The sequence below is a fragment of the Microbacterium sp. M4A5_1d genome (genome assembly GCF_053345465.1).
This window is the reverse complement of sequence record NZ_JBKFAD010000002.1, coordinates 712,747-739,441: the sequence shown is the minus strand read 5'-3', so window position 1 is coordinate 739,441 and position 26,695 is coordinate 712,747. Positions and strand designations below refer to the sequence as shown.

The 26,695-nt window shown below is 70.5% G+C and carries 25 protein-coding genes; 7 read left to right on the top strand and 18 right to left on the bottom strand.

From position 1 onward, the window contains the following. Positions 1–451: 451 nt before the first annotated feature. The 5 genes from guaA to ACLBWJ_RS11745 are packed head-to-tail and all read right to left on the bottom strand — an operon-like array spanning position 452 to position 6,308. Entirely contained in the window at positions 452–2,032 is a 1,581-nt protein-coding gene (guaA, locus tag ACLBWJ_RS11765) for a glutamine-hydrolyzing GMP synthase (protein ID WP_323986520.1), read from the bottom strand. After that, a complete protein-coding gene (locus ACLBWJ_RS11760; protein ID WP_112617903.1) occupies positions 2,029–2,550 on the bottom strand; it encodes a DUF3817 domain-containing protein in 522 nt (173 codons plus the stop codon). Before ACLBWJ_RS11760 ends, guaA begins: the two co-directional genes overlap by 4 nt. A 10-nt stretch (positions 2,551–2,560) precedes the next feature. After that, on the bottom strand, positions 2,561–3,442 hold the full coding sequence (locus ACLBWJ_RS11755) for an SURF1 family protein (protein WP_323986521.1): 882 nt from the start codon (positions 3,440–3,442) through the stop codon (positions 2,561–2,563). Position 3,443: 1 nt separating this feature from the next. Further along, complete coding sequence (locus ACLBWJ_RS11750; protein ID WP_112617902.1) at positions 3,444–4,562, bottom strand: GuaB3 family IMP dehydrogenase-related protein; 1,119 nt, start codon at positions 4,560–4,562, stop codon at positions 3,444–3,446. 57 nt (positions 4,563–4,619) lie between these two features. Continuing rightward, entirely contained in the window at positions 4,620–6,308 is a 1,689-nt protein-coding gene (locus ACLBWJ_RS11745) for an ABC-F family ATP-binding cassette domain-containing protein (protein ID WP_447660355.1), read from the bottom strand. Positions 6,309–6,412: 104 nt separating this feature from the next. On the opposite strand from ACLBWJ_RS11745, the gene ACLBWJ_RS11740 reads away from it, so the two are divergent. Further along, positions 6,413–7,525, top strand: a complete 1,113-nt coding sequence (locus ACLBWJ_RS11740) for an FAD-dependent oxidoreductase (protein WP_274179348.1) — start codon at positions 6,413–6,415, stop codon at positions 7,523–7,525. 122 nt (positions 7,526–7,647) lie between these two features. Here ACLBWJ_RS11740 and ACLBWJ_RS11735 read toward each other — a convergent pair whose 3' ends face one another. Continuing rightward, complete coding sequence (locus tag ACLBWJ_RS11735; protein ID WP_447660354.1) at positions 7,648–8,511, bottom strand: endonuclease domain-containing protein; 864 nt, start codon at positions 8,509–8,511, stop codon at positions 7,648–7,650. 195 nt (positions 8,512–8,706) lie between these two features. After that, complete coding sequence (gene guaB / locus ACLBWJ_RS11730) at positions 8,707–10,212, bottom strand: IMP dehydrogenase (RefSeq protein ID WP_094261156.1); 1,506 nt, start codon at positions 10,210–10,212, stop codon at positions 8,707–8,709. Between the two features lie 251 nt (positions 10,213–10,463). Here guaB and ACLBWJ_RS11725 point away from each other — a divergent pair, with 251 nt between their 5' ends. The 5 genes from ACLBWJ_RS11725 (at position 10,464) to ACLBWJ_RS11705 (ending at position 15,565) form a co-directional block, all read left to right on the top strand. Next, positions 10,464–11,738 carry a branched-chain amino acid ABC transporter permease gene (locus ACLBWJ_RS11725; protein ID WP_274179350.1) on the top strand — a complete coding sequence of 425 codons (1,275 nt, stop codon included), beginning with the start codon at positions 10,464–10,466 and terminating at the stop codon, positions 11,736–11,738. Positions 11,739–11,743: 5 nt separating this feature from the next. After that, positions 11,744–12,724, top strand: coding sequence for a branched-chain amino acid ABC transporter permease (locus ACLBWJ_RS11720; protein WP_269268837.1), 981 nt, complete (start codon positions 11,744–11,746; stop codon positions 12,722–12,724). Beyond that, positions 12,714–13,751: an ABC transporter ATP-binding protein gene (locus ACLBWJ_RS11715; RefSeq protein ID WP_114587620.1), complete on the top strand. Its 1,038-nt coding sequence runs from the start codon at positions 12,714–12,716 to the stop codon at positions 13,749–13,751. The genes ACLBWJ_RS11720 and ACLBWJ_RS11715 overlap by 11 nt, the downstream gene beginning before the upstream one ends. Continuing rightward, positions 13,748–14,470: an ABC transporter ATP-binding protein gene (locus ACLBWJ_RS11710; RefSeq protein WP_091503903.1), complete on the top strand. Its 723-nt coding sequence runs from the start codon at positions 13,748–13,750 to the stop codon at positions 14,468–14,470. Before ACLBWJ_RS11715 ends, ACLBWJ_RS11710 begins: the two co-directional genes overlap by 4 nt. A 114-nt stretch (positions 14,471–14,584) precedes the next feature. Further along, a complete protein-coding gene (locus ACLBWJ_RS11705) occupies positions 14,585–15,565 on the top strand; it encodes a hypothetical protein (protein WP_447660353.1) in 981 nt (326 codons plus the stop codon). Between the two features lie 301 nt (positions 15,566–15,866). On the opposite strand, the gene ACLBWJ_RS11700 is transcribed toward ACLBWJ_RS11705, so the two are convergent. The 3 genes from ACLBWJ_RS11700 to groES all read right to left on the bottom strand — a co-directional run bounded on the left by ACLBWJ_RS11700 (position 15,867) and on the right by groES (position 18,759). Continuing rightward, complete coding sequence (locus ACLBWJ_RS11700) at positions 15,867–17,225, bottom strand: ABC transporter substrate-binding protein (protein ID WP_112617893.1); 1,359 nt, start codon at positions 17,223–17,225, stop codon at positions 15,867–15,869. A 173-nt stretch (positions 17,226–17,398) separates the two neighbouring features. Beyond that, the gene (rarD, locus tag ACLBWJ_RS11695; protein ID WP_447660352.1) at positions 17,399–18,340 is read right to left on the bottom strand and encodes an EamA family transporter RarD; all 942 of its coding nucleotides are present in this window, start codon (positions 18,338–18,340) and stop codon (positions 17,399–17,401) included. 122 nt (positions 18,341–18,462) lie between these two features. Then, positions 18,463–18,759: a co-chaperone GroES gene (gene groES, locus ACLBWJ_RS11690; protein ID WP_023954390.1), complete on the bottom strand. Its 297-nt coding sequence runs from the start codon at positions 18,757–18,759 to the stop codon at positions 18,463–18,465. A gap of 142 nt (positions 18,760–18,901) precedes the next feature. On the opposite strand from groES, the gene ACLBWJ_RS11685 reads away from it, so the two are divergent. Further along, positions 18,902–20,137, top strand: coding sequence for a class I SAM-dependent methyltransferase (locus ACLBWJ_RS11685; RefSeq protein ID WP_282501468.1), 1,236 nt, complete (start codon positions 18,902–18,904; stop codon positions 20,135–20,137). Here the strand turns inward: ACLBWJ_RS11685 and ACLBWJ_RS11680 are convergent. From ACLBWJ_RS11680 to glmS, 8 genes are read right to left on the bottom strand one after another with little or no spacing between them, the layout of a single operon-like run. Further along, positions 20,116–20,577, bottom strand: coding sequence for a hypothetical protein (locus ACLBWJ_RS11680; protein ID WP_274179354.1), 462 nt, complete (start codon positions 20,575–20,577; stop codon positions 20,116–20,118). The two genes, ACLBWJ_RS11685 and ACLBWJ_RS11680, sit on opposite strands and share 22 nt — an antisense overlap. Then, positions 20,574–21,641 (bottom strand): tRNA (adenosine(37)-N6)-threonylcarbamoyltransferase complex transferase subunit TsaD, encoded by a 1,068-nt coding sequence (gene tsaD / locus ACLBWJ_RS11675; RefSeq protein ID WP_274179355.1) that lies wholly within the window; start codon positions 21,639–21,641, stop codon positions 20,574–20,576. The genes ACLBWJ_RS11680 and tsaD overlap by 4 nt, the downstream gene beginning before the upstream one ends. After that, a complete protein-coding gene (rimI, locus tag ACLBWJ_RS11670; protein WP_269268830.1) occupies positions 21,638–22,105 on the bottom strand; it encodes a ribosomal protein S18-alanine N-acetyltransferase in 468 nt (155 codons plus the stop codon). The genes tsaD and rimI overlap by 4 nt, the downstream gene beginning before the upstream one ends. Beyond that, positions 22,102–22,764, bottom strand: coding sequence for a tRNA (adenosine(37)-N6)-threonylcarbamoyltransferase complex dimerization subunit type 1 TsaB (tsaB, locus tag ACLBWJ_RS11665; protein ID WP_447660351.1), 663 nt, complete (start codon positions 22,762–22,764; stop codon positions 22,102–22,104). The genes rimI and tsaB overlap by 4 nt, the downstream gene beginning before the upstream one ends. A 36-nt stretch (positions 22,765–22,800) precedes the next feature. Further along, a complete protein-coding gene (gene tsaE, locus ACLBWJ_RS11660; protein ID WP_269268828.1) occupies positions 22,801–23,304 on the bottom strand; it encodes a tRNA (adenosine(37)-N6)-threonylcarbamoyltransferase complex ATPase subunit type 1 TsaE in 504 nt (167 codons plus the stop codon). After that, positions 23,301–24,437, bottom strand: a complete 1,137-nt coding sequence (gene alr, locus ACLBWJ_RS11655) for an alanine racemase (RefSeq protein WP_282501469.1) — start codon at positions 24,435–24,437, stop codon at positions 23,301–23,303. Before alr ends, tsaE begins: the two co-directional genes overlap by 4 nt. Next, positions 24,434–24,790, bottom strand: a complete 357-nt coding sequence (locus ACLBWJ_RS11650; protein WP_112617885.1) for a holo-ACP synthase — start codon at positions 24,788–24,790, stop codon at positions 24,434–24,436. The genes alr and ACLBWJ_RS11650 overlap by 4 nt, the downstream gene beginning before the upstream one ends. Positions 24,791–24,815: 25 nt before the next feature. Then, the gene (gene glmS / locus ACLBWJ_RS11645) at positions 24,816–26,666 is read right to left on the bottom strand and encodes a glutamine--fructose-6-phosphate transaminase (isomerizing) (protein WP_274179358.1); all 1,851 of its coding nucleotides are present in this window, start codon (positions 26,664–26,666) and stop codon (positions 24,816–24,818) included. Positions 26,667–26,695: the final 29 nt, after the last annotated feature.

Sequence of the window (26,695 nt, the reverse complement as noted above, 5' to 3'; positions counted from 1 at the left end):
ATTTGACAAGTGCACGCTGTTGAGTTCTCAAGGATCGGACGCTCCCCCAACTGACCTCACAGCCAGCCCAGAGGGCAACTTCACAACCATACCCCACCGCGACGCGCTTCGGTCTGTCTTCGGAACGAGGTTCCGCGCCAGTCGAGGACTGCTGTTCGGGGTGGAGGTTCCATCCTAGACGCAAGCGCCTTGTTCTCGCAAGAGGTTTGGGATGGGATTCGTTCTCCGCTTGAGGGGGCGTAGGCCTTCCGGCCTTCTCGCTCTTCCCTGTGGGGCGAACAAGTAATAAGTTACGCGGCTCCCGGCATCGTGGCAAAGCGGCGTGACATCCCGGGCGTGTCGCGCGGCCTCGGGAGGCCCGCGATCCGCGCCATGACGCGGAAAACGGCGGATGCCGCGGCTTGTTCGGCCGCGGCATCCGCCGTCTCGCTGTGGAGCGTCGCTCGCGCGCTCACTCCCACTCGATCGTCCCCGGGGGCTTCGACGTGACATCGAGCACCACGCGGTTGACCTCGCGGACCTCGTTCGTGATGCGGTTCGAGATCTTCGACAGCACGTCGTAGGGCAGCCGCGTCCAGTCGGCGGTCATGGCGTCCTCGCTCGAGACGGGACGGAGGACGATCGGGTGACCGTAGGTGCGGCCATCCCCCTGGACGCCCACCGATCGGACATCGGCGAGCAGCACGACGGGGCACTGCCAGATCTCGGCATCGAGCCCCGCCTTCGTCAGCTCGGCGCGCGCGATGGCGTCGGCGTCACGCAGGATCTCGAGACGATCAGCGGTGACCTCGCCCACGATGCGGATTCCGAGGCCGGGCCCCGGAAACGGCTGGCGCCCGACGATGGCCTCGGGCAGACCCAGCTCGCGCCCGATGGCACGGACCTCGTCCTTGAACAGGGTTCGCAGCGGCTCGATCAGCTCGAACTGCAGGTCTTCGGGCAATCCGCCGACGTTGTGGTGACTCTTGATGTTCGCCGTGCCGGCACCGCCGCCGGACTCCACGACATCCGGGTACAGCGTCCCCTGCACGAGGAAGCGGATCGGCTCCCCGTCGGCGGCCGCCTCGGCCATCAGGTTGCGTTCGGCCTGTTCGAACGCGCGGATGAACTCGCGGCCGATGATCTTGCGCTTCTGCTCCGGATCGCTGACGCCGGCGAGGGCCTCGAGGAAACGCTCGCGCGCATCGACCGTGATGAGCCGGACTCCCGTCGACGCGACGTAGTCGTTCTCGACCTGTTCCCGCTCACCCTTCCGGAGCAGCCCGTGGTCGACGAAGATCGCGGTCAGCTTGTCGCCGACCGCCTTGTGCACGAGCGCGGTCGATACCGCTGAGTCCACACCGCCCGACAGCGCCGAGATCACCCGGCCCGAGCCCACCTGCTGGCGGATGCGCTCGACCTGCTCGGCGATGACGTTGCCGCTGTTCCAGTCCGCCGGAAGTCCCGCGGCCTTGTGCAGGAAGTTCTCGAGCACGTTCTGCCCGTGGTCGGAGTGCTTCACCTCGGGGTGCCACTGCACGCCGTAGAACTTGCGCACGTCGTTGGCGAACGCCGCCACCGGGGTCGCCGCAGTCCGGGCGAGCACCTCGAAGCCCTCCGGCGCACGCGAGACCTGGTCGCCGTGGCTCATCCACACGTTCTGCTCGGGGGGCTGCCCCTCGAGCAGCGTGCCCTCCGTCACGATGGTCGCGTCGGTCGCGCCGTACTCGCGGAGTCCGGTGTTGGCGACCTCGCCGCCGAGCGTCTGAGCCATCACCTGGAAGCCGTAGCAGATGCCGAGCGTCGGGACGCCGAGATCGAACACGCCCGGATCGAGAGCCGGGGCACCGGGCTCGTACACCGATGAGGGGCCACCGGAGAGGATGATGCCCACCGGCTCCTTCGCTGCGATCTCCTCGGCCGTCGCGGTGTGCGGGACGAGCTCGCTGTACACCCCCGCCTCACGCACGCGGCGGGCGATGAGCTGGGCGTACTGCGCGCCGAAGTCGACGACGAGGACAGGACGCTGCGACGTTTCGGTCTGTGTGGTCATCGGGTGCCTTCCGTGGCGGGGATGGATGCGGCTGCCTCAGCGGCTTCGCGCTCGGCGAGGTACGTCCTCACCTCGCGTGCGACGCGGGCCTCCATGAAGAACGACAGGGCGGGAACGACGCCGCCGAGCGCGAGCAGGATGAAGCGGGGGAACGACCAGCGCATGAGACTCCACACGCGGAAGCACGAGAACAGGTACACGACGTAGAACCAACCGTGCACCACGAGGATCGCGAGCGAGATGTTGAACCCGTCGCCCGTCGAGAGCATCTCGCACGAGTTCGTCTGCGGCAGGAACAGCGACCACCACTCGCAGTCGGCGCCCGCGATCACCGGCGCGAACCAGAGCAACCCACCCGAGCCGCCGGCGAAGAGCTCGGTGTGGATCGGGGTGTACTTCAGGATCATCTCCGCGAGCAGGAGCAGCAGGCCGACACCCGTGATCACCGAACAGATCTGGTAAAAGCGCAGAGCGTTCCGGATCGCCGGGAACGTGGCGAGTTTCGGGGCGCGAGGCATGGCGTCCAGTCTAGTCGCGGCCCGACGGCGCGCTTCCCGCTGCGGGGACGTCGGCGTCCTCGTGCTCGTCCTCGAGGTCCTCGAGCTCCTTCTCCCACGCGTCCTTGGCGAGGCGGTACCACATGTAGAACGCGAAGCCCGCGAAGACCGCCCACTCCACGGCGTAGAAGATGTTGAGCCAGTTGACGTTCGACCGCTCTTCGGGTGCCGGCGAGTGGATCGCGGTGAGTCCCCCGAAGGATTCCGCGGAGGTGAGGTAGCCGCGGTAGACGTCGAGCCCCGCGGTGTCGTGCCAGCGGCTGAGGAGAGCTGCCGGCGACATCCGCGTCATCTCCTGCGGACCGGCCCCGCGTCCGGGCAGAGCAGGCCCCTCGTCGGAGATGATTCGCCCCGTGAGCACGACATCCTGCGGCGGATCGGCGTCGAGGGCTGCCGCAACGGCATCCGCCTCGGCCCGATCCGAGGTCCATCCCACCGCGACGGCGAGCGAGGTCGGCTCCGACGATCGCGCGGACTCGGGATCGACCCGCAACTGCCCCGTGACCCAGTACCCCTCTTCACCCCGGTCGAATCGCGACGACACGACGTCGAAGTCCTCGGCGACGAACGAGCCGCTCACCTCTACCCGCTGACCGACGAGGGGCTCGGGGAGATACTCCCCGGGTTCGGCGACGTCGGCGAGCGGGCGCACCTGCTCGGTCTGACCCGGCGGCGGGGGCGACGTGTCGACGGCGCGCGAGAGCTGCCATTGGCCGAGCCACGCGAAGACCGCCGCCACGAGCAGGGCGAACGCGAGCATGCCCAGCCACCACGGGCGCAGCATGACCTCGCGCAACGTCGGCGCGAAGGCCGCCGTCGACGCCTGTGGCGGAACCGAGTCGGTCGAGCTCATGTCACCGCACGCTGTACGGCGCCACCACGACCTCCACGCGCTGGAACTCCTTGAGATCGGAGTAGCCGGTCGTCGCCATCGACTTCTTCAGCGCGCCGATGAGGTTCGCGGTGCCGTCGGCCACCGGTGCCGGGCCGTAGAGCACCTCTTCGAGGGAGCCGACCTGCTCGACGGCGACGCGGCGGCCGCGCGGGAGCTGAGCGTGGTGGGCCTCGGGGCCCCAGTGGAACCCCTGGCCGGGGGCATCCGTCGCGCGCGCCAGGGCGACGCCGAGCATGACCGCGTCGGCGCCCATGGCGAGCGCCTTGACGATGTCGCCGGACGTGCCGACGCCGCCGTCGGCGATGACGTGGACGTACCGTCCGCCCGACTCGTCGAGGTAGTCACGGCGGGCCCCGGCGACATCGGCGACCGCCGTGGCCATGGGAGCGTGGAGGCCCAGCGTCGCGCGCGTGGTCGAGGCCGCACCGCCGCCGAAGCCCACGAGCACGCCCGCGGCACCGGTGCGCATGAGGTGCAGGGCCGCGGTGTAGGTCGCGGCGCCGCCGACGATCACCGGGACGTCGAGGTCGTAGATGAACTTCTTGAGGTTCAGCGGCTCGTCGACGCTCGAGACGTGCTCGGCCGACACCGTGGTGCCGCGGATGACGAACAGGTCGACGCCGGCGGCGACGACGGTCTCGTACAGCTCTTGCGTGCGCTGCGGGGTCAGCGAGCCGGCGACGGTGACGCCGGCCGCGCGGATCTCGGCCAGACGGTCGCGCACGAGCTCGGGCTTGATCGGCTCGGCGTAGAGCTCTTGCATGCGTCGGGTCGCCGACGCGTCGGGCAGCCCCGCGATCTCGGCGAGCAGCGGCTCGGGGTCGTCGTACCGCGTCCAGAGCCCTTCGAGATCGAGCACGCCGAGTCCGCCGAGCTGACCGAGCATGATGGCCGTCCGAGGGCTCATGACCGAGTCCATCGGGGCGCCGAGCACCGGGATCGAGAACTGGAAGGCGTCGATCGACCACGCGGTCGACACGTCCTCGGTGTTGCGGGTGCGCCGCGAGGGCACCACAGCGATGTCGTCGAACGCGTAGGCCCGACGGGCGCGCTTGGCGCGGCCGAGCTCGATCTCCATGGTCACTCCTCCAGCCTACCGGCCGGTCCGGACACGACCGCCGGACCGGCCGTCCGCTCAACGGGCGCGCGCGACCCGCTGCTCGTCCCAGACGGGCTCATTCGACTCGTAGACGCGTCCGTCGCCGCCGAAGACGACGAAGCGGTCGAACGAACGAGCGAACCAACGGTCGTGGGTCACCGCGAGCACCGTGCCCTCGAAAGCGGTGAGCGCGAGCTCGAGCGCCTCGGCCGACGTGAGGTCGAGGTTGTCGGTGGGCTCGTCGAGCAGCAGCAGCGTCGCACCCGACAGCTCGAGCAGCAGCACCTGGAACCGCGCCTGCTGACCACCCGACAGGCTGTCGAAGCTCTGCTCCGCCTGGCGGACGAGCCCATAGCGGTCGAGCGCCGAGCTCGCGGCATCCCGCGGCATCCCGGCTCGGCGATCGTCGCCCCGATGCAGGATCCCGAGCAGCGTGCGGCCGGTGAACTCCGGATGCCGGTGGGTCTGGGCGAACCAGCCCGGGACGACCCGCGCGCCGAGCGTCACGGTCCCCGCGTGCTCGACCGGCTCGAGGGCGGAGCCGACGGCGGTGACGTGTCCGAGCAGGGCGTCGGGCTCCGTGCCGCCCGCGGCGAGGAGACGCAGGAAGTGCGACTTGCCCGAGCCGTTGGAGCCCAGCACCGCGACACGGTCGCCGAACCAGACCTCCAGGTCGAACGGCCGCATGAGGCCGACGAGTTCCAGCCCGTCGGCGACGACCGCGCGCTTGCCGGTGCGCGAGCCGCGCAGGCGCAGCTCGAGGTTCTGCTCGGCCGGCCGCTCCTCGGGCGGCCCGGCCTCCTCGAACCGGCGCAGCCGCGTCTGCGCCGCGCGGTATCGCGACGCGAACTCGTCGCTGGCCGCGGCCTTCGCCTTCATGTCGGCGACGAATCTCTTCAGCTTCGCGTGCTCCTCGTCCCACCGGCGGCGCAGTTCGTCGAGCCGGGCCATCCGGTCGTCGCGGGCGCGGTGATAGGTCTCGAAGCTCCCGCCGTGGACCCAGGCGGTGCTGCCCGCTCCCCCGGCCTCGAGAGTGACGATGCGGTCGGCGGCACGGGCGAGCAGCTCGCGGTCGTGCGAAACGAGCAGGACCGTCTTCGCCGTCTCGCGCAGGCGGTCCTCGAGCCAGCGCTTGCCCGGGACGTCGAGATAGTTGTCGGGCTCGTCGAGGAGCAGCACCTCGTCGGGCCCGCGGAGCAGTGCCTCAAGAGCGAGCCGCTTCTGCTCGCCGCCCGAGAGCGTCGTCAGCTCGCGGTAGCGCGCCCGCTCGAACGGCACACCGAGGGCCGCCGTCGTGCAGGTGCCCCACACCGTCTCGTACTCGTAGCCGCCCGCGTCGGCGTAGTCGGCGATCGCGGCGGCGTAGCGCATCTGGGTGTCGAGCTCGTCGGACGCGATGACGGCGTTCTCGGCGTCATCCAGCTCACGGGCCGCACGACGGACACGATCGGGCGCGACCGAGATCAGCAGGTCGTGGACGGTCTCACCGGCGCCGCCGTGCCCCACGAACTGGTCCATGACCCCGAGGCCGCCGTCGATCTGGACGACACCGCCGTGGGCCGCGGCATCCCCTCGGATGATGCGCAGCAGCGTCGTCTTTCCCGCGCCGTTCTGCCCGATCAGCGCGGTCGTCGAACCCGCGCCGACGCGGAACGTGACCTCGTCGAGCAGCGGCCTGCCGTCGGGGAGGGTGTACGAGACACCCTGTATGTCGAGCGATCCCATCGTGGACCGGGCCTTTCCGCTCCACTGCGGAGCCGACCAGGCTATCGCACGCCGGGGCGCGCTCGTGCGCGCGCCCGGACCGCGGCGAGTGGGATGCTGGCGGCATGACACGCATCGTGATCGTCGGCGCGGGCATCATGGGCCTCGCCACCGCGTGGGCCCTCGTCCGCCGGGGTGAGCGCCCCCTCGTCCTCGAGCGCTTCGGGCGGGGGCACACCCACGGCGCGTCGCACGGCGCGACCCGCAACTTCAACAACGCCTACGCCGACGCGCACTACCTCGATCTGCTGCAGCGGGCCCGCGACGGGTGGGACGCTCTCGGCGAGGTCGACGGGGAGCCGCTGCTGCGACGGCACGGGCTGGTGACGCACGGCGTCGGCAGCGACCTCGGCGGCGGCGCCGACGACGGCGACGGGCTTGAGACGATCGCGCGGAGCCTCGGCGCGCGCGGCATCCCCGCGGAGATGCTGTCTGCTGTGGAGGCGGGCGCGCGGTGGCCGGGGATGCGATTCGAGACCGACGTCCTGTACTCGTCGGACGCCGGCGTGGCGCGGGCGTCGGCGGCGATGCTCGAGCTGGAGCGCCGCGTGCAGGGCGGCGGCGGCGAAGTGCGCTGGGGCGCGCCTGTCGCCGGCATCGAGGATCTCGGCGAGCGCGGCGCGCGGGTGCGGCTGGCGAGCGGCGGCGAGGTCGACGCGGATGTCGTCGTCGCGACGGTCGGCGCTTGGACCGAGGGCCTGCTGCCCGGCATCCGCTTGCCCCGCCTCACGGTCACGGAGGAGACCCCGGCGCATTTCGCTTCGACGACCGGTCCCTGGCCCTCGTTCAACCATCGGCTCGACCCCGCGCGCTACCCGGCGCCGGTGTACGGGATGCCGACGCCGGACGAAGGGGTCAAGGTCGGGTTCCACCGCGTCGGGGACGTCGTCGATCCCGATGCGCGCCCGCACCGGGTGACGCACCACGAGACGCTCGTCGAGTACGTGCGGGAATGGATGCCGGGGCTCGACCCCGAATCCGCCGTGCACCTGTCGTGCACCTACACCTCGACCGACGACAGCGCCTTCGTGCTGGATCGCGTCGGCTCGGTGGTGGTGGGCGCGGGATTCTCGGGCCACGGCTTCAAGTTCGCGCCCGGTGTCGGCGCCACTCTGGCCGACCTCGCGCTGGATGCGACGGCGCGCGCAGCCGCGCCCTTCCGGCTGCCGGCGGGGTGAGTCCGGGTCCGGCGGGCTGCGCGAAGTTCGGAGAATGACGCGAAACTCGGACCGATCGGCTCGATCGCTCCGATACCGACGAAACTGTCCGAAGTTCACGGGCGGTCCCTGCGCAAGCCCACTTACTGCCGCAGGTGGAGCCGTTGGGCGAGGGCACGCTGGAGGGTGCGCTGGACGGCGGCCCGCTCATGCACGACCTGCCGGTAGGTGAAGCGCAGCACCGTGTAGCCGCGCAGCCGCAGCTCGGTGTCGTGGGCGACGTCTGCGGTGCGCTGCGCACTCGAGGCGTGGAACGCGAATCCGTCGACCTGAACGACCAGCGCCTCGCCAATGAGGCCGTCGACGAATCGACCGGCGACCTTCGCCTGCTGCACGACAGAGATCCCGCGTGCACGCAGCGGCGCGAAGACCAAGGTTTCGAGGCCGGAGTCAGACAGCCCCGTGACCGCGCCGGCGAGATCGCGCGCCGCGACCGCCGGCCACGGCACAGCCCGGAGGGTCTCGGGCGCGAGGGCCTCGGTGCGGGCGGCCGATTCCCACACCACGAGCGCGTCCTCCCGCGGCAGGCACTGGGCGATGTGGCCAAGCGCATCCTCGATGCCGGCTTGCAGATCAGTCCGCGCCACCGGGCAGAGCGGGCGGGTCCAATGCACCATGATGTCGGCGTCGATCCCCGTGGACGACGCGTGCGGCAAGAGGTGCACGTGATGCTTCGACGAGATATCGTCGGGCAGCCACCACCCGCGCCGCCGCGCGAGCGAGACGCAGGTCAGTCTTCCGCCGGCGGATGCCGCCGCACGGAGGTCTCCCGGTACCCCTGCAGAAACGCACCAGGCGCGGCGAACCATCCGCAAGCCGCCCGAAGCGACCGCGTCGCGGATCAACCGCACGGAGAACCCCGCGGCGAGCACCTCACTGCGGTGCGCGATGCCACCGGCGCCCTCGACCCACCGGGTGACATCGGATGCTGTGGAACGGCGAGGCATCCCGTCATCCTTGTGCGGCGCCGCGGCCCCGCGGCATCCCTCCCCGGTTCTGGGGAAACCCCTCAGCCCTCTCGCCCTGGGGAGGAGGACCCATACCGGTCGCGCTTCGGAGAATGCGACGAAGGTCGGACGATCTGGAGCGATCGATCCGACCTTCGTCAGAATCTCCGAGCTTCGCGCGCGGGCGCGCGCGGATCAGCGCTTGTAGTTCGGGGCCTCCACCACGATCTGGACGTCGTGGGGGTGCGACTCCTTGAGCCCGGCCGAGGTGATGCGCACGAACTTGCCGCGAGCCTTCAGCTCTTCGACGGTGCGCGCGCCCACGTAGAACATCGACTGACGCAGGCCGCCGATGAGCTGGTAGGCCACGGCCGACACGGGGCCGCGGTAGGCGACCTGACCCTCGATGCCCTCGGGGATGAGCTTGTCGTCGCTCGGGACGTCGGCCTGGAAGTACCGGTCCTTCGAGTACGAGGTCTTCTTGCCGCGGGTCTGCAGCGCGCCGAGCGACCCCATGCCGCGGTACTGCTTGAACTGCTTGCCGCCCTGGAAGACGATCTCGCCCGGCGACTCGTCGGTTCCGGCGAGCAGCGACCCGAGCATGACCGAGTCGGCGCCGGCGACGAGGGCCTTGGCGATGTCACCCGAGTACTGCAGACCGCCGTCGGCGATGATCGGGATGCCGGCTTCGCGCGCGGCCAGCGACGCTTCGTAGATCGCGGTGACCTGGGGCACGCCGACACCCGCGACGACGCGCGTGGTGCAGATCGAGCCCGGACCGACGCCGACCTTGACGGCATCCACACCCGCGTCGATGAGCGCCTGCGCACCCTCGCGGGTCGCGACGTTGCCGCCGATGACGTCGATGTGCTCGAAGGATGCATCCGCCTTCAGGCGCTTGACCATGTCGATGACGCCCGCGGACTGCCCGTTCGCGGTGTCGACGACGATCACGTCGACGCCGGCGTCGCGGAGAGCCTCGGCCCGCTGCCACGCGTCGCCGAAGAAGCCGATGGCCGCGCCGACGCGCAGGCGCCCCTGGTCGTCCTTCGTCGCGAGGGGGTACTTCTCGCTCTTGTCGAAGTCCTTGATCGTGATGAGACCGGCGAGCTTGCCCTCCTCGTCTAGGAGGGGGAGCTTCTCGACGCGGTGGTGGGCGAAGAGTGCGATGACCTCGTTGGCCCCGATGCCGACGCGACCGGTGACGAGGTTCTCGCTCGTCATGACGTCGCGCACCTTGGTGGTCTGCCGCTCGAAGCCCGAGACGAAGCGCATGTCGCGGTTCGTGACGATGCCGAGCAGGTGCCCCTCGTCGTCGACGACCGGCAGGCCCGAGATGCGGTACTGCCCGCAGAGCGCGTCGACCTCTTCGATCGTCGCGTCGGGGGTCGTCGTGATCGGGTCGGTGATCATGCCCGACTCGCTGCGCTTGACCCGGTCGACCATCGCCGCCTGCTCCTCGATGGAGAGGTTGCGGTGGATGATGCCGATGCCGCCCTCACGCGCGATCGCGATCGCGAGGCGCGCCTCGGTGACGGTGTCCATCGCGGCCGACAGCAGCGGGGTGGCCACGGTGATGCGCCGCGTCACGCGCGACGACGTATCGGCCTCGGACGGGATGACGTCGGTGTGCCCCGGCAGGAGCAGGACATCGTCGTAGGTGAGGCCGACGAATCCGAACGGGTCGTTGTAGTCGCTCATGCGCACTCCTTGGAAGTCTCAACGATTCTAAGCGCCCGGCGCCGCGCGGCATTCCCTCGCCCGAGATCCGCGAAACGACACACCGCATTCGTTGTTGCGCACCGGAAACACGCAAGCAACAATCAGCGCATACGTTCAGGTGTCGCCGAAGCCACCAGCAGAACCGGTACCTCTCGGCGTTCGTCCACTTATCTCAGGAGGTGCCAGTGGCGATCACTTCGATGACGCGCGCTGCTCGTCGCCCGAGGCGCATGTTCTCGACGTTGATCGCCGGCCTCCTGGCCGTCGTGGCGTTCCTGGGCATCGCCTCCCCCGCCATGGCCGCAGGAGACGACGTCGAGTCGTTGCCCTTCACGATCGCGGGCAACGTCCGCACCGGTGGTGAACCCGTCGAGGGTGCCACCATCGTCGTGACCGGCGGCGACTTCGAAGCCGAAGGCGAGACGAACGAGAGAGGCAGCTTCTCGATCGGCGTTCCGACGAAGGATGTCGCGTACACCGTCGAACTCGTCGAGGACAGCCTCCCCTCGGGGGTGACCGTCCCGGAGGGCTTCGAGTCGACGCTCGAGGTGGAGTTCGGCGCGACCAGCACGATCACGCGCAACTTCACGCTCGAGGCGGCCGAGCGGCAGACGACGAGCTTCGTCGACCAGCTGCTCTCCCGCGCCGTCAACGGCCTGAACTTCGGCCTCATGCTGGCCCTCGCCGCGATCGGCCTCTCGCTCGTGTTCGGCACGACGGGCCTGTCGAACTTCGCGCACGGCGAGATGGTCACCTTCGGAGCGCTCGCCGCGCTGCTCTTCTCGGCCGGGTTCAGCCTGCCGATCTGGATCGCGATCCCGTTGGCGGTCGCCGTCTCGGCGCTGTTCGGCCTGACGATGGATGCCGGCCTCTGGCGGCCGCTGCGACGCCGCGGCCTCGGCACCGTGCAGCTCATGATCGTCTCGATCGGTCTCTCGCTCGCGCTGCGCTACATCTTCCAGATGTTCGTCGGCGGCGGGACGGCCCAGCTCCCCGGCGGCTCGACCTCGGTCATCCCCGGGCTCGGCCCCATCCGCCTCACCCTCACCGACGTGATCAGCATGGGCGTCTCGCTCGTGGTCATCGCCGGCTTCGCGTGGTGGCTCATGCGCACGCGCATCGGCCGCGCCACGCGGGCCGTGTCGGACAACCCCTCGCTCGCCGCCGCCAGCGGCATCGACGTCGATGCGGTGGTCCGGGTCGTGTGGGTCGTCGCCGCGGCGCTCGCCGGCCTGTCGGGTGTGCTGTGGGCCTACTTCCGTCCGGGCATCAAGTGGGACATGGGCACCAGCATCCTGCTGCTCATCTTCGCCGCCGTCACGCTCGGCGGCCTCGGAACCGCGTTCGGTGCGCTCGTGGGCGCCATCATCGTGGGGCTCCTCGTCGAGGTCTCGACGCTGTGGATCCCCTCCGACCTCAAGTACGTCGGCGCGCTGGTCGTGCTGATCGTCATCCTGCTGTTCCGCCCGCAGGGTCTCCTCGGGCGCCGAGAGCGAATCGGATAGGCATCGTGAACTTCCTTCAGATCCTCAGCAACACCGCGGCGCAGATCCTCGCCCCGGCGACCCTCGGGTACATCCTCGCCGCCATCGGCCTGTCGGTTCACTTCGGCTTCGCGGGCCTGCTCAACATGGGCGTCGCGGGCTTCATGGCGATCGGCGCCTACGGGTTCGCGATCTCGATCCTCACCTTCGGGCTCGCCTGGCCGGTGGCGGCGCTCATCGGTCTCATCGCCGCCGTGGTCTTCGCGCTCGTGATGGGCATCCCGACCCTGCGGCTGCGCGGCGATTACCTCGCCATCGTGACGATCGCGGCCGCCGAGGTGCTGCGCCTGCTCTTCCTCACGTCGGCGTTCCGCAACCAGACGGGATCGGCCGACGGCCTCTCGGGCTTCCAGGCCGGGTTCCGCGCCAGCAACCCGCTTCCGCCCGGACGGTGGGGCTTCGGGCCGTGGACGTACCAGTCCGACCAGTGGTGGGTCATCATCGTCGGATTGATCACGATCGCGATCGTCGTCGCCCTCGTCTGGCTGCTCATGAGCAGCCCCTGGGGGCGCGTCATCCGCGGCATCCGCGAGGACGAGGACGCCGTGCGCTCGCTCGGCAAGAACGTCTTCGCCTTCAAGATGCAGGCGCTCATCGTCGGCGGTGTCATCATCGCGGCCGGCGGCATCGTCACCGCCATGGGCACCAACGTCAACCCGAACGTCTACGTCACCTCGCAGACGTTCTACGTCTGGACGGCGCTGCTGCTCGGCGGCGCGGCCACCATCTTCGGCCCCGTGCTCGGCGCCGTGCTGTTCTGGGTGGTGCGCGCGTTCCTGTCGAACCTGCTGCCGGCCCTCGTCAACATCGGCTGGCTGCCGTTCCTGACCACCGAGCAGAGCCAGATGCTCGTGTTCGTGCTGGTCGGCGTCGCGCTCATGCTGCTGGTGATCTTCCGCCCGCAGGGCATCCTCGGAAGCAAGAAGGAGCTGACCTTTGTCCGCTGATGTCGTACCCCCGACGCCGCGCCCCAAGGCGACCGGCCTGCACAAAGACGATGGCAGCGGCGAGGTCCGCCCCGGCGTCGCGAAGAACGACCCGATCATCGTCGCCGACGGCGTCAAGCGCGTCTTCGGCGGCCTGACCGCCGTCGACGTCGAGCACCTCGAGATCCCGCGCGGCGCGATCACGGCCCTCATCGGCCCGAACGGCGCCGGCAAGACGACCCTGTTCAACCTGCTGACCGGCTTCGACAAGCCCAACGCGGGGTCGTGGTCGTTCGATGGGACCAACCTCGCCGGCATCCCCGCCTTCAAGGCCGCTCGCATGGGTCAGGTGCGCACGTTCCAGCTGACGAAGTCGCTCGGCCTGCTCACGGTGCTCGAGAACATGAAGCTCGGCGCTCCGAAGCAGAAGGGCGAGGGGATCCTCGCCGGCATCCTGCCCTTCCTCTGGCGCAAGCAGGAGGCCGAGATCGAGGAGAAGGCGCGCGGCCTGCTCGCCCGCTTCAAGCTCGACGCCAAGGAGAAGGACTTCGCCGCGTCGCTCTCGGGCGGACAGCGCAAGCTCCTCGAGATGGCCCGCGCTCTCATGAGCGACCCCGTGCTCGTCATGCTGGATGAGCCGATGGCCGGCGTGAACCCCGCGTTGACGCAGTCGCTGCTCGACCACATCCTCGACCTGAAGGACCTCGGCATGACCGTCGTGTTCGTCGAGCACGACATGCACATGGTGCGTCACATCGCCGACTGGGTCGTCGTGATGGCCGAAGGACGCGTCGTCGCCGAGGGCCCGCCCGACACCGTGATGCAGAACCCCGCGGTGATCGACGCCTACCTCGGCGCACACCAGGACGTCGACCTCGGCGTCGTGACGGGCCGGCACGCCGGCGAACTGCCGCCCGAGGCGGAAGAGCTCGTCGAGACGGTTCACGAGCTCGACCAGGCGATCGACGAGGCGCCGACGACGGATGCCGCGGGCACGACGGATGCGGCAGGCGCCGTGGATGCCGAGAAGGATGGGGACCGCAAGTGACCGAGAACGTCGTCGAGCTGTCGGATGTGCACGCTGGCTATCTGCCCGGGGTGAACATCCTCAACGGCGCGAACCTCACCGCGGCTCCCGGCGAGCTCGTCGGGATCATCGGTCCCAACGGCGCCGGCAAGTCCACGATGCTCAAGGCCATCTTCGGGCAGGTGAAGGTGCGCTCCGGCTCGGTGAAGCTGAACGGCGAGGAGATCACCGGGCTGCGTGCCAACAAGCTCGTATCGAAGGGCGTCGGCTTCGTGCCGCAGACGAACAACGTCTTCCCGAGCCTGACGATCGCGGAGAACCTGCAGATGGGGGCGTATCAGCGGCCGAAGGTCGTCGCGGAGCGCACCGACTTCGTGACATCCATCTTCCCCGACCTCGCCAAGCGCCTGCAGCAGCGGGCCGGATCGCTGTCGGGCGGCGAGCGCCAGATGGTCGCGATGGGGCGCGCGCTGATGATGGATCCCTACGTGCTGCTGCTCGACGAGCCCTCCGCGGGGCTGTCGCCGTCGCGCCAGGACGAGGCGTTCCTGCGGGTGTCGGAGATCAACAAGGCCGGCGTGACGACGATCATGGTCGAGCAGAACGCCCGACGCTGCCTGCAGATCTGCGACCGGGGCTACGTCCTCGACCAGGGCCGCGACGCCTACACGGGCACCGGCCGTGAGCTGCTCAACGACCCCAAGGTCATCGGCCTGTACCTCGGCACGCTGGGGACCTGAGCCCGCTTCGCCTGATTGGGGGCGATTCCTCCCCCGCGAGGGATGCGCGCGGGCCACGCACAAGGCGTGGGCGTTGAGCCCCGCGGGGCGGAATACACCGGGAGAATCGGGGGGATGCCGCGACTCCCGGAACCTCTGCCCGACGCCCTCGGCGAAGCGTTCTCGTGCGCCGATGCGTCGGCCGCGGGCGTATCGCTCAAGCGTCTGCGTGCCCTGGATCTCGACATCCCGTTCCGCGGGGTGCGCCGGAGAGCGGGAGCCGGGGAGGCCGCGGCGACCGGCCCGCTCGCCGAGGATCACGCTGCGCGGCAGCGGGTGCTCGACCGCGCGCGGGCGTATGCCCAGATCATGAGCGGACACGCCTTCTACTGCGGGCGCACAGCCGCGGTGCTGTGGGGAACGGGTGCTCTGCCCTCCGGTGAGCTCGAGATCGGGGTCGTCGCGCCGGAACGCGCGCCGCGGCGGCGCGGCATCCGCGGACGTCAGCTCGCGCCGACGCACGTCGAGGTGAGGACTCTCGGGGGCCTGCGGCTGTCGTCACCGGCGTCGACGTGGGCAATGCTCGGGCGGGACGCCGGCGTCCGCGAGCTGGTGCGGATCGGCGACGCGCTCGTGCGGGTGCCGCGCGGCGATCGTGGCCGGCGCCGCCCCGAGGCGCGGCTGTGCACGGTGGATGAGCTCGCCGAGGCGGTCGCCTCCGGGAGGCGCGTCGGTTCCGCGAAGCTCGTCAAAGCGTTGAGCCGGGTCCGCGAGGGGGCGATGTCTCCGCTGGAGACCGACTTCCGGCTCGCCGTCGTCGGGGCGGGGCTGCCCGAGCCGCTGCTCGACCAGGAGATCCGCGATGGCTCGGGGCGGCTGGCGGGGATCGCGGATGCCGTCTGGCCCGAGTACCGCGTCATCGCCGAGGTCGAGGGCGACCACCATCGCACATCGCGGAGCCAGTGGGCGCGCGACATCGAGAAGCACACCGCCTACGTCGCTCTCGGCTTCGAGGTCGTGAGGCTCACCTCGGCGCACATCAGGCCATCGGGCTCGCCGGCGGTGGCTCTCGTCAGCGGTGCTCTCCGGCGACGCGGATGGTCTCCCTCGCGCTGACGGCGCGCTTCACCTGGCAGCTCACGCCCACACACGCGCCAGGAGTGGGCACCAACTGCCAACCCACGCGCGAGCGCGAGCCCACCCAGGGCTCACCTGGCAGCTCGCGCCCACACACGCGCCAGGAGCGGGCACCAACTGCCAACCCACGCGCGAGCGCGAGCCCACCCAGCGCTCACCTGGCAGCTCGCGCCCACACTGGCGCCAGGAGCGGGCACCAACTGCCAACCCACACCCCGAGCCCGCCCCACGGCGCGCACGAGGGCCCCGGTCAGGAGACCGGGGCCCTCGTGCGCGGGGATCAGCCGACGCGGACGAACTCGTAGTTGTTGTCGTCGCCGTACTCGAAGACGCCGATGGATGCCTCCGTCGGGTCGCCCACCTCGTTGAAGGTGATCGGGCCCGAGACACCGTCGTAGTCCGCGGCCTCACCGGCGATGATCAGGTCGGCGCACTCCGCGAAGGTCGTGCACTTCGTGCCTTCGCCCGAGCCGCCCGAGACCGCCTGCAGGTTCGCGGCGACGTCGGGGCCGGCCGTCGATCCGGCCTGCAGCGCCGCGAGTGCCAGCAGCACGACGGCGTCATACGACTCCGGCCCGTAGGTGAAGTCCTGCAGCTCGGCGTTGCCGGCACCGGTCCAGAACGCCTGCAGGTTGTCGCGGAAGGTTGCGATCGACGCGGGGTCGACGGCGGGGTAGGTGCCCTTCGCGCCGGCCATGGTGCCGGCTTCGAAGTCGTCGCCGAAGTTCGCCAGGTTCCCGTCGACGAGGTACAGCTGCTCGGGGGCCACCTCGGCACCGATCAGCTCGGGGATGATCGTCTTGACCTCTTCGAACGTGATCAGGGCGATCGCGTCCGGGCCGGCTGCGAGCACGTCCTCGACCTGGGCCGAGAAGTTCGTGTCACCGGTGTTGTAGAGCGAGGTCGCGACGACCTCGCCGCCGGCAGCCTCGAAGGCGGCCTTGGTGAAGCACGCGAGGCCGGTGCCGTAGGCGTCGTTGAGGACGATCATGCCGAGCGTCTCGTTGCCGTCGGCGCCGATCAGGTTGCCGAGCACTTCGCCCTGCAGGACGTCCGAGGGAGCGGTGCGCCAGTAGAGACCCTTGTCCTCGTAGCCGGTGAAGGCGGCCGAGGTGTTCGCCGGCGAGAACTGGATGGCGTTGGCGGCGATGACCTGGTCGATGAACTGCAGCGACGTGCCCGAGGATGCCGCGCCGATGATCGCCGTGGCGCCTTCGCCCAGCAGTCGCGGGATCTCCGTCTCGTACGCCTTGTTGTCGGTGTCACCCGAGTCGCCCTGCTTGAGGTCGATCGTGATGCCCTTGCCCGCGGCGTTGATCTCGGATGCGGCGAACTCGGTCGCCGAGATCTCGGGCGGGCCGAGGAAGGCGAGGTTGCCGGTCACGGGCAGAGCCGTGCCGATCGTGTAGGTGAGGTCGGTGCCGGGACCGGTGGAGGTCGAGGTGTACTCGGGGGTGTACGACGCCGGCTCGGCCGCTTCGCAGTCGATGGGGAAATCGGCCGAGGAGTTCCCTTCGGCGTCACCCGATGCAGCCGGTTCGCTGCCTCCGGCACAGCCTGCGAGGACGAGGGCACTCGCGCCGATCACGGCGATACCGCCGAGGACCTTCGCGGTGCGGGAACGGGTGAGAACGCCCATTGTGCTCCTTGATGAGTGGGAACGCGGCACCGAAGCCCCGCGAGGTTGGGTCAAACCTAGTGGTGCCGCTGCATCAGGGATGTTGCGATGTGTTAACGGTCTGTTACGCGACCTAATCGTTACTTCCGGCCCGCCGAGTCCCGCGCGATGACGCGGGTGGGACCGGTGCCACGTCAGACGACGGGGGCGACGTCGGATGCCTCGTCGACGCGTCTCGGACGACGAGCGGCGCGCAGCGAGTCGACGCTGAGCACGACGAGGGCGAGCCAGACGAGCCCGAAGCCGATCCAGCGCTCGAGAGGCATCGGCTCGCCGAGGATCCAGGCTCCCGTGATGAACTGCAGGATCGGCGCGACGAACTGCAGCAGGCCGATCACCGTGAGGCTGCTGCGACGGGCGCCGGCGGCGAAGAAGAGCAGGGGCACGGCGGTGACGATCCCGGCGAGGGTCACCAGCGCGGTGTGGCCGGGGCTGACCGAGCCGAACACGAGCCCGCCGGTGACCGCGACGATGATCGCCTGCACGATCGCGACGGGCGCCAGCCAGAGCGACTCGAGGGTCAGGCCGCTGACGGCGTCGACCGAGGGCCCGATCTGCTTCTTGACCAGTCCGTAGGTGCCGAAGCTCGCGGCGAGGGTCAGGGCGATCCACGGGAAGGCCCCGTAGCCGATGACGATGACGCCGACCGCGACGGCGGCGATGCCGATCGCGACCCACTGGGCCACCCGCAGCCGCTCCTTCAGGACGAGGACGCCGAGGAGCACCGTGACGATCGGGTTGATGAAGTACCCGAGGCTCCCCTCGATCACGTGCCCCGTGAGGGTGCTGATGAGGAAGACCTGCCAGTTCACGTAGATGAGCAGCCCAGCCACGATGGTCCACAGCACCAGGCGCGGCGTGCGCAGGATCGCGATCAGCTTGCCCCAGGCCCGGAGCACCGTGAGGAGGATCGCGCAGAACACCAGCGAGAACAGGATGCGCCACGACACGACCTCGAACGGCCCCATCGGGGCGAGCGTGAGGAAGTAGAGGGGCATGAAGCCCCAGAGCACGTAGGCCGAGAAAGCGTAGATCCCGCCAAGCGAGCGTTCACGGGCGGGATCGAGGGGTGTCACGAGCCAAGCATAGGACGGTCATGACACGGCGAGGTCACGACGGACTGCCATCCGCCGCCGCACGCCTGCCATGACGAAGGCCCGGATGCGATGCACCCGGGCCTTCGTGGAAGAGCTCTGCGTCAGCGGACGACGACGGCGAGGACGTCGCGGGCCGAGAGCACGAGGAACTCGTCAGCGCCGAACTTGACCTCGGTTCCGCCGTACTTGCTGTAGATCACGCGGTCGCCGACGGCGACGTCGAGCGGAACACGGTTGCCGTTGTCATCGATGCGGCCGGGGCCGACCGCCACGACCTCGCCCTCCTGGGGCTTCTCCTTGGCGGTGTCGGGGATGACCAGACCACTCGCAGTGGTCTGCTCGGCCTCGACCTGCTTGATGACGATGCGGTCCTCGAGCGGCTTGATGGAAACCGACACGGTCTACCTCTTTCTTCGACAAGACTTGTTGGCAATCTCACCCTGAGAGTGCCAACTCCGAGTCTAGGGGGACGTTGGCACTCACGCAACGCGAGTGCCAACACCCCTGAACCGGCCGCACCGCCCCGCGTAGGCTGTCGTGGTGGATCACGCCGAGCTCTCCGCGTTGCTGACCCCCGAGGGACTCCGTCTGGTCGACGCCCTCCGGATCTCGTCTACGGCGGATGCCGCGTCGGCCGTGTCGCGGCTGCGACGCGAGGGCCTTTCCCCCGACCTCGTGTCGGCCGTCGTCGGGCAAGCGCGGCTGCGCGAGCGCGCGCGGGCGAAGTTCGGTCCGTTCGCCGATCGGATGCTGTTCACCCGGGCCGGCCTCGAGCAGGCTACGCGTCTCGTTGTCGCCGCCCGCCACGCCGGCAGGTTCCGCGATGCCGGCATCGCCCGCGTCGCCGACCTCGGCTGCGGCATCGGCGGCGACGCCCTGGGGTTCGCCGGCATCGGACTCGAGGTCCTGGCCGTCGACGCAGACGAGATCACGGCCGCCCTGGCCGCCTACAACCTCGCCCCCTTCGGTGCAGCCGCTCGCGTGCGCCACGGGCGGGCGGAGGAGACCGATCTCGACGGCGTCGATGCCGTCTGGCTCGACCCCGCTCGCCGCACCTCGGGCCACAGCGAGACGCGGCGCATCGCGGCATCCGACTACACGCCGTCGCTCGAGTGGGCCTTCGACCTCGCAGGTCGGATGCCGACGGGCATCAAGCTCGGCCCTGCGTTCGACCGCGACGACCTTCCCACCGACGGCGAGGCGCAGTGGATCAGCGCGGACGGCTCGACGATCGAGCTCGTCCTCTGGTCGGGCGCTCTCGCTCGCCCGGGCGTCCGGCGGTCCGCCCTCGTGATCCGCGGCGATCGTGCCGCCGAGCTCACCGCCGCCGATGATGCTTCGGACGTCGATCCGCGCGATCTGGGCGCCTACCTGCACGAGCCAGACGGCGCCGTCATCCGCGCTCGGCTGATCGGCGACGTGGCCCGCTCACTCGACGCGGGGATGCTCGCCGGCGGCACGGCGTACATGACCTCCGACACGGGGCGTACCAGCGCGTTCGCGACGACGTTCCGGGTGCGCGAGGTCCTGCCGCTGAAGACCCGCGAGATCGACGCCGCGCTCAAGCGCGCAGGGATCGGCATCCTGGAGATCAAGAAACGCGGGGTCGACATCGATCCTGCGCAGTTCCGCAAGAAGCTGAGCCTGTCGGGGAGCGCGTCGGCGACCCTCCTCCTCACGCGCGTCGGAGACCGCCGGGTGGCCGTCCTCGCCGACCGCGTCGAGGACGGTGAGGGCCGCCCCGGCGACGGGGCTCAGTCCAGCAGCCCGGCCTGAGCCGCCGCCCAGACGAGCCAGCCCGCGCTGTAGAGGATCGACAACGCGGCGAGGCCGAGCGCCCACACCGCGACCCCGCGACGCTCCCACGGTCGGCGCAGCGCCAGCACCGCCATGACGACCGCTGCGATACCCAGCGGGAACGCCCACCCGACGAACAGCGACAGTAGGAGCGCCACGATCGCCAGGGCCAGCGCCCACGCCCCCGACCGCGGCAGGATCTCGGGCGCCGGGGCCCACTCGACGCGCGGCTGCGACGCAGCGGGCTCGGCGCGCGGGCCGACCTCGGGGCTGCTCAGCAGCGGTGTCGGCTGCGTGAACTCGCGCTGGAACCCACCGCGGTGCTCGCCCGGCAGCCTCGCGGCCTCGGGAGCCGACGCGACGTCATCCGTCGGCGCTGCCACGGCGGGGCGCCGACTGCGCCGACGGTCATCGCTCACCCGCGTACCTGAATCTCGGTGACCGGAAGCGTCGAGTCGGCGCCGAACGAGAGGGTCGACGGGTCGGCGCCCGAGGAGATGAGCTCGGCGGCGAGCGCAGCGATCATCGCCCCGTTGTCGGTGCACAGGCTCAGCGGCGGGATGCGCACCGCGACGCCCGCGGCGGCGGCTCGTTCGAGCGCGACCTCGCGCAGCCGGCGATTGGCGATCACGCCGCCGCCGAGGAGCAGCCGTGGCACGCCGTGCTGCGCGCACGCGTCGAGCGCCTTGGTCACGAGGACGTCGACGACTGCTTCGCGGAAGGATGCCGCGACGTCGGCGACGGGCACGGTCTCGCCCGCCGCCTCGCGCTGCTCGATCCAGCGCGCTACGGCGGTCTTCAGCCCGGAGAAGGAGAAGTCGTACCGGTGCGCGGCCAGGTCGGACGCTCGGGAGAGTCCGCGCGGGAATCGGATGGCGTCGGGGTCGCCGCTGGCTGCGGCGCGGTCGATCTCGGGGCCTCCGGGGTAGGGCAGACCGAGGATGCGGGCGATCTTGTCGAAGGCCTCGCCGGCGGCGTCATCCATCGTCTCGCCGAGCATCTCGACGTCGGAGACCAGATCGCGGACGAGGAGGAGCGAGGTGTGTCCGCCGCTGACCAGGAGGGCGACGGTCGGGTACTCGACGTCGTCACCGGTCAGGATGTCGGCCGCGATGTGACCGACCAGATGGTTGACCGCGTAGAGCGGCTTCCCGAGCGACACGGCGAGGGCCTTCGCAGCCCCGACGCCGACCATGAGCGCGCCGGCCAGCCCTGGGCCGCTCGTGACGGCGACCGCGTCGAGCTCCTGCAGCGAGACGCCCGCTTCGGCCACGGCGGCCTCGATCGCCGGCTGGAGCGCCTCGAGGTGGGCGCGCGCGGCGACCTCGGGCACGACGCCGCCGTAACGGGCATGCTCGGCCATCGAGCTCGCGATCGTGTTCGACAGCAGCGTGCGCCCGCGGACGATGCCGATGCCGGTCTCGTCGCAGCTGGTCTCGATCCCCAGCACGAGGGGTTCGGAGCGGGTCAGGTCGGTGGTCATCGGTCGGTCCCTCCCTCACCGCGGAGGTTCAGCTGCATGATGATCGCGTCGACGTCGTCGGGCTGGTAGTACCGCGGACGGCGGGCGATCTCGACGAACCCCTCCGAGACGTAGAGGGCCTGGGCGACGGGGTTGTCGGCGCGCACCTCGAGGAAGAGCTCGCGAGCGCCGCGGTCGCGGGCTTCGGCGACGAGCGCCCGCAGCAGGGTTCGGCCGCGACCGGTGCCGCGCCGAGACGGTTCGAGGGCGATGGTCTGGATGTCGGCGTCATCCGCGCCCCGCACCGACCGGACACCGCCGTAACCGACGACGCGATCGTCCTCGACGTCGACGAGGTAGCGCCCGTGCGGCGAGGCGAGCTCTGCGGACATGGCGGTGCGGCTCCACGCATCGGTGGGGAACGACGCCTGCTCGAGCGCCATGATCGCGTCGAGGTCGTCACCGGTCGCGGTCCGCAGGCTCACGTGCCCACCTTTTTCGGTCCGGCCGGCACCGTCACGTCCGGGGCGCGGAGGTACAGGGGCTCGGCGGCCGACGCGTCGGCGGCGCCCGCCGACAGCCGTTCGGCCGCGATCCGGGCGAGGGCTGCGGCACTGATGGATGTCGTCTCCGGCAGCTCCGAGGCGGGAGCTCCGAACAGGGCGAGGGGCTCGGTCGACGCGCGCGGCACGAGATGCGCGTCGGTGAGGCGCACCGGCATCCCCCGTTCGACGCGATAGATCGAGACGGCGACCTCGCGACGGCGGGCATCGGTCACGATCGCGACCGGCTCGCCCTCGACGGGAGCCGCGCCGGCGGTGGCGTACGCGGGATCGACGTGTGCGCGCGCCGCCGCATCGTGGCTCGCGACCGCGATCAGGGGGACGCCGCGCCCGAGGGCGAACGCCCGTGCGGCCGCGATCCCGACCCGCAGTCCCGTGAACGGACCCGGCCCCATGCCCGCGGCGACGGCCGTGATCTCGACGAGGTCGACCCCCGCTTCGTGGAAGACGCGCACGAGCAGATCGCCGATGACCTCGGCGTGACCGCGGGGGTCGCGGCTGACGACCTCGGCGCGGACACGGCCCGCGGGGTCGACGATCGCGACGGCCGTGCCGATCGAGGTGTCGATGCCCAGAATCACGTCACCCAGGGTAGCCCGGGCCGTGCGGCCTCGCGCTCAGGGGCGCCGTGTGACCGTCACGAGGCGCGGGGCCGCGTCGGCCATCTCCGCTGCCGCCGGGCCGCTCGTGCCGCAGGCGTTGTCGAGCCCGGTGCCGCTCCAGCCCCGCTCGAGCTCGATCTCCCACCAGCTGTCGCGAAGACCGTCGACCATGCCGTGTCCCCACTCGACGATCGTGACACTGGCGTCCAGGTCGAGATCGAGGTCCGACAGCTCCGCCGGGGACCCCAGGCGGTAGGCGTCGACATGGATCAGCGGCGGACCGTCGACGAGCGAGGGGTGGGTGCGTGCGATGACGAAGGTCGGACTCTGGATCGGTCCGCGGACGCCGAGGCCGGCGCCGATCCCCCGGGTCAGCGTCGTCTTTCCGGCCCCGAGAGGCCCGGTGAGGACGACGAGATCGCCGGCGCGGAGCCGCGATCCGATCTCCCTCCCCCAGGCCTCCATCTCGTCGGCTGAAGTCACCTCGCGTTCGCCGAGGTAGTCGTCCATTCCGCTCATCGCCGGCCTCCCGTCATCTCGGACGATACCGCCGTGCGGTGCACCCGCGGGCCGATACGGGTGACGATCTCGTAATCGATCGTGTCCGCGGCATCACCCCAGTCGGCGGCGGCGGGAAAACTCAGCGTGGGGTCGCCGAAGAGCACGACCTCGTCGCCGATCGAGACCTCGGCGTCACCGACGTCGACGACGAACTGGTCCATCGCGATCCGGCCCGAGACCGTGAACCGCCGGCCGCCGATGACCACCGGCCCGCGGCCGGAGGCCTGCCGGGGCACGCCGTCGGCATAGCCGAGCGGGACCAGGGCGAGCGTCGTCTCGGACGCGGTGCGGTGCGTGTAGCCGTACGACACGCCTTGGCCGGCCGGCACGCGTCGCACCGCGGCGACCGAGGTGCGCAGGGTCATCGCCGGCCGCAGCCCGAGGTCTGCCGAGGAGCGACCCGGAAGCGGAGAGAGTCCGTAGATCGCGAGCCCCAGGCGGACGCAGTTCAGCCGCGTCTCGGGCAGCGCGATCGCCGCGTTCGACGCGGCGATGTGGCGCAGCGGCGGATGCACCCCCGCCGCGCTCGCCTCAGCGAGAGCGTCGTGGAATCGGGCGAGCGCGGCGCGGTCGTCCTCGATGCTCGTGTTGGAGAGGTGACTGAAGACGCCGATGACGCGCAGCTGGCCGATGCGCTCGAGTCTCGCCGCCTCCGCGCAGACGCGCTGCCACTCGCGCGGCTCGACGCCGTTGCGCCCGAGCCCTGTCTCGACCTTGAGGTGCACACCGACGGAGCGCCCGACGGATGCTGCCGCCGCGGCGGCCTGCAGCTGCGCGAAGCTCGAGATCCCGAGCTCGACGCCGTGCTCGGCCGCCTCGCGGAAATCCGCGCCGGGCGCGTGCAGCCACGCGACGATGGGGGCGGTGATTCCCGCTCGGCGCAGGGCGACGGCCTCGGCGATGTCCGCCACGCCGAGTCGCGTCGCGCCACCCGACAGGGCCGCGGTCGCCGCACGCACGGCGCCGTGCCCGTAACCGTCGGCTTTCACGACGGCGATGATCTCGGTCTGGACGAGACGCCGCAGATGACGGACGTTGTGCTCGATCGCCTCGACGTCGATGAGGGCTTCGCGCAGCGGGCGTACGGTCACGATGCGGCCTCGGCGATCACGTAGGCGGTGGCGAGGTTCGCATCGTGCGAGAGCGACAGGTGCACCGCCGTCACGCCCCGTGCGGCCACCGTGGCGGCCGTCTCACCGGTGAGGGCGAAGACCGGACGCCCCGAAGACTCCGACGCCACCTCGATGTCGACCCAGTGCACGCCCTCCGAGCCGCCGAGGGCCTTGATGAGCGCCTCCTTCGCGGCGTACCGGGCAGCGAGAGACCGGGGCTTGAGGGCGCGCTCGGCGGGCGAGAAGAGCCTGTCGAGCAGGCGAGGGGTGCGTTCGAGCGAACGCTCGAAGCGCGGGACGTCGACCAGGTCGACGCCGATGCCGACGATCACGGCATCCCCTTCCAGCCCGACGGACTCACTCGACGGTGACCGACTTGGCGAGGTTGCGCGGCTGGTCGACGTCGAGGCCCTTGGCGGTGGCCAGGCCCATGGCGAAGATGTGCAGCGGAACGACCGCGAGGAGCGGCTCGAACAGCGGCTCGGCGAGCGGGATGCGCAGCACCTCGTCGGCGAACGGGAGGACGGCGGCATCCCCCTCTTCGGCGACCGCGATGATGCGCGCGCCGCGGGCACGGATCTCCTGGATGTTGGACACGACCTTCGCGTGCAGCAGGGGCGAGCTCGTCGGCGAGGGCACCATGACGAATACCGGCTGACCGGGCTCGATGAGCGCGATCGGGCCGTGTTTGAGCTCTCCGGCGGCGAAGCCCTCGGCGTGGATGTAGGAGATCTCCTTGAGCTTGAGCGCGCCCTCGAGCGCGATCGGGTAGCCGACGTGACGGCCGAGGAAGATCACCGAGCGGGTGTCGGCCATCCAGTGGGCGAACTGCTCGATGTGCTCCTGCTCGCTCGCGAGCACCCGGGCGATCTTCTCGGGCACCGCTTCGAGCTGAGCGACCTGCTCGGCGATCGCCTCAGCGCTCAGCGCACCGCGCACACGGCCAACGTGCAGGGCCAGCAGGTACAGCGCGGTGATCTGCGCGACGAACGCCTTCGTGGACGCGACGGCGACCTCGGGACCGGCGTGGGTGTAGACGATGGCATCGGACTCGCGCGGGATCGTCGCGCCCTGGGTGTTGCAGATCGACAGCGTCTTCGCGCCGGCCTCGCGGGCGTACTTGACCGCCATGAGCGTGTCCATCGTCTCGCCGGACTGGCTGATCGAGACGACGAGCGTGCGCGGGCCGATGACGGGATCCCGATAGCGGAACTCGTGGGCGAGCTCGACGTCGACGGGAACGCGCGCCCACTGCTCGAGGGCGTACTTGCCGACCATGCCGGCGTAAGCGGCGGTGCCGCACGCGATGACGATGACGCGATCGATGCCGGTGAACAGCTCGTCGAGGCCATCGAGCTCGGGGATCTGCACGAGACCGTCGTGCACGCGCCCGCGGATGGTGTTCGCAACGGCCTCGGGCTCCTCCGAGACCTCCTTGGCCATGAACGACGACCAGCCGCCCTTGTCCGCGGCGGCGGCATCCCATACGACCTCGAACGGCTCGACGTCGACGGCGGCACCGGAGAAGTCGGTGACCGTGACCTCCTGAGGGGTGATCGCGACGATCTCGTCCTGGCCGATCGCGAGCGCGTGGCGGGTGTGCTCGACGAAGGCGGCGACGTCGGAGCCGAGGAAGTTCTCGCCGTCGCCGAGGCCGATCACCAGCGGCGAATTGCGGCGGGCGCCCACGACGAGACCGGGCTGGTCGCGGTGCAGGGCCAGGAGCGTGAATGCCCCCTCCAGGCGCGACACCGTCGCGCGGAACGCCTCGACCAGATCGCCGGATGCCTGGTACTCGCGGCCCAGCAGCACAGCGGCGACCTCGGTGTCGGTCTCGCTGCGGAAGGTGTATCCCTCGGCGACGAGCTCGGACTTCAGCTCGGAGAAGTTCTCGATGATGCCGTTGTGGATGACCGCGAGCTTGTCGTCGTCGGCCAGGTGGGGGTGGGCGTTCGCGTCGGTCGGGCCGCCGTGCGTCGCCCACCGGGTGTGGCCGATCCCGGTCGTGCCGTCGGCCAGGGGGTGCGCCGCCAGGTCGTCGCGCAGGATCTGCAGCTTGCCCGCGCGCTTGCGCGTTCCCAGACCTCCTTCACCGTCGATGACGGCGATGCCGGCGGAGTCGTAGCCGCGGTATTCGAGGCGGGCCAGGCCCGAGATGAGGATGTCCTGCGAGGGACGAGGACCCACATAGCCGATGATTCCGCACATGGGGTCCATCCTAGATCGGGAGCCCGGGC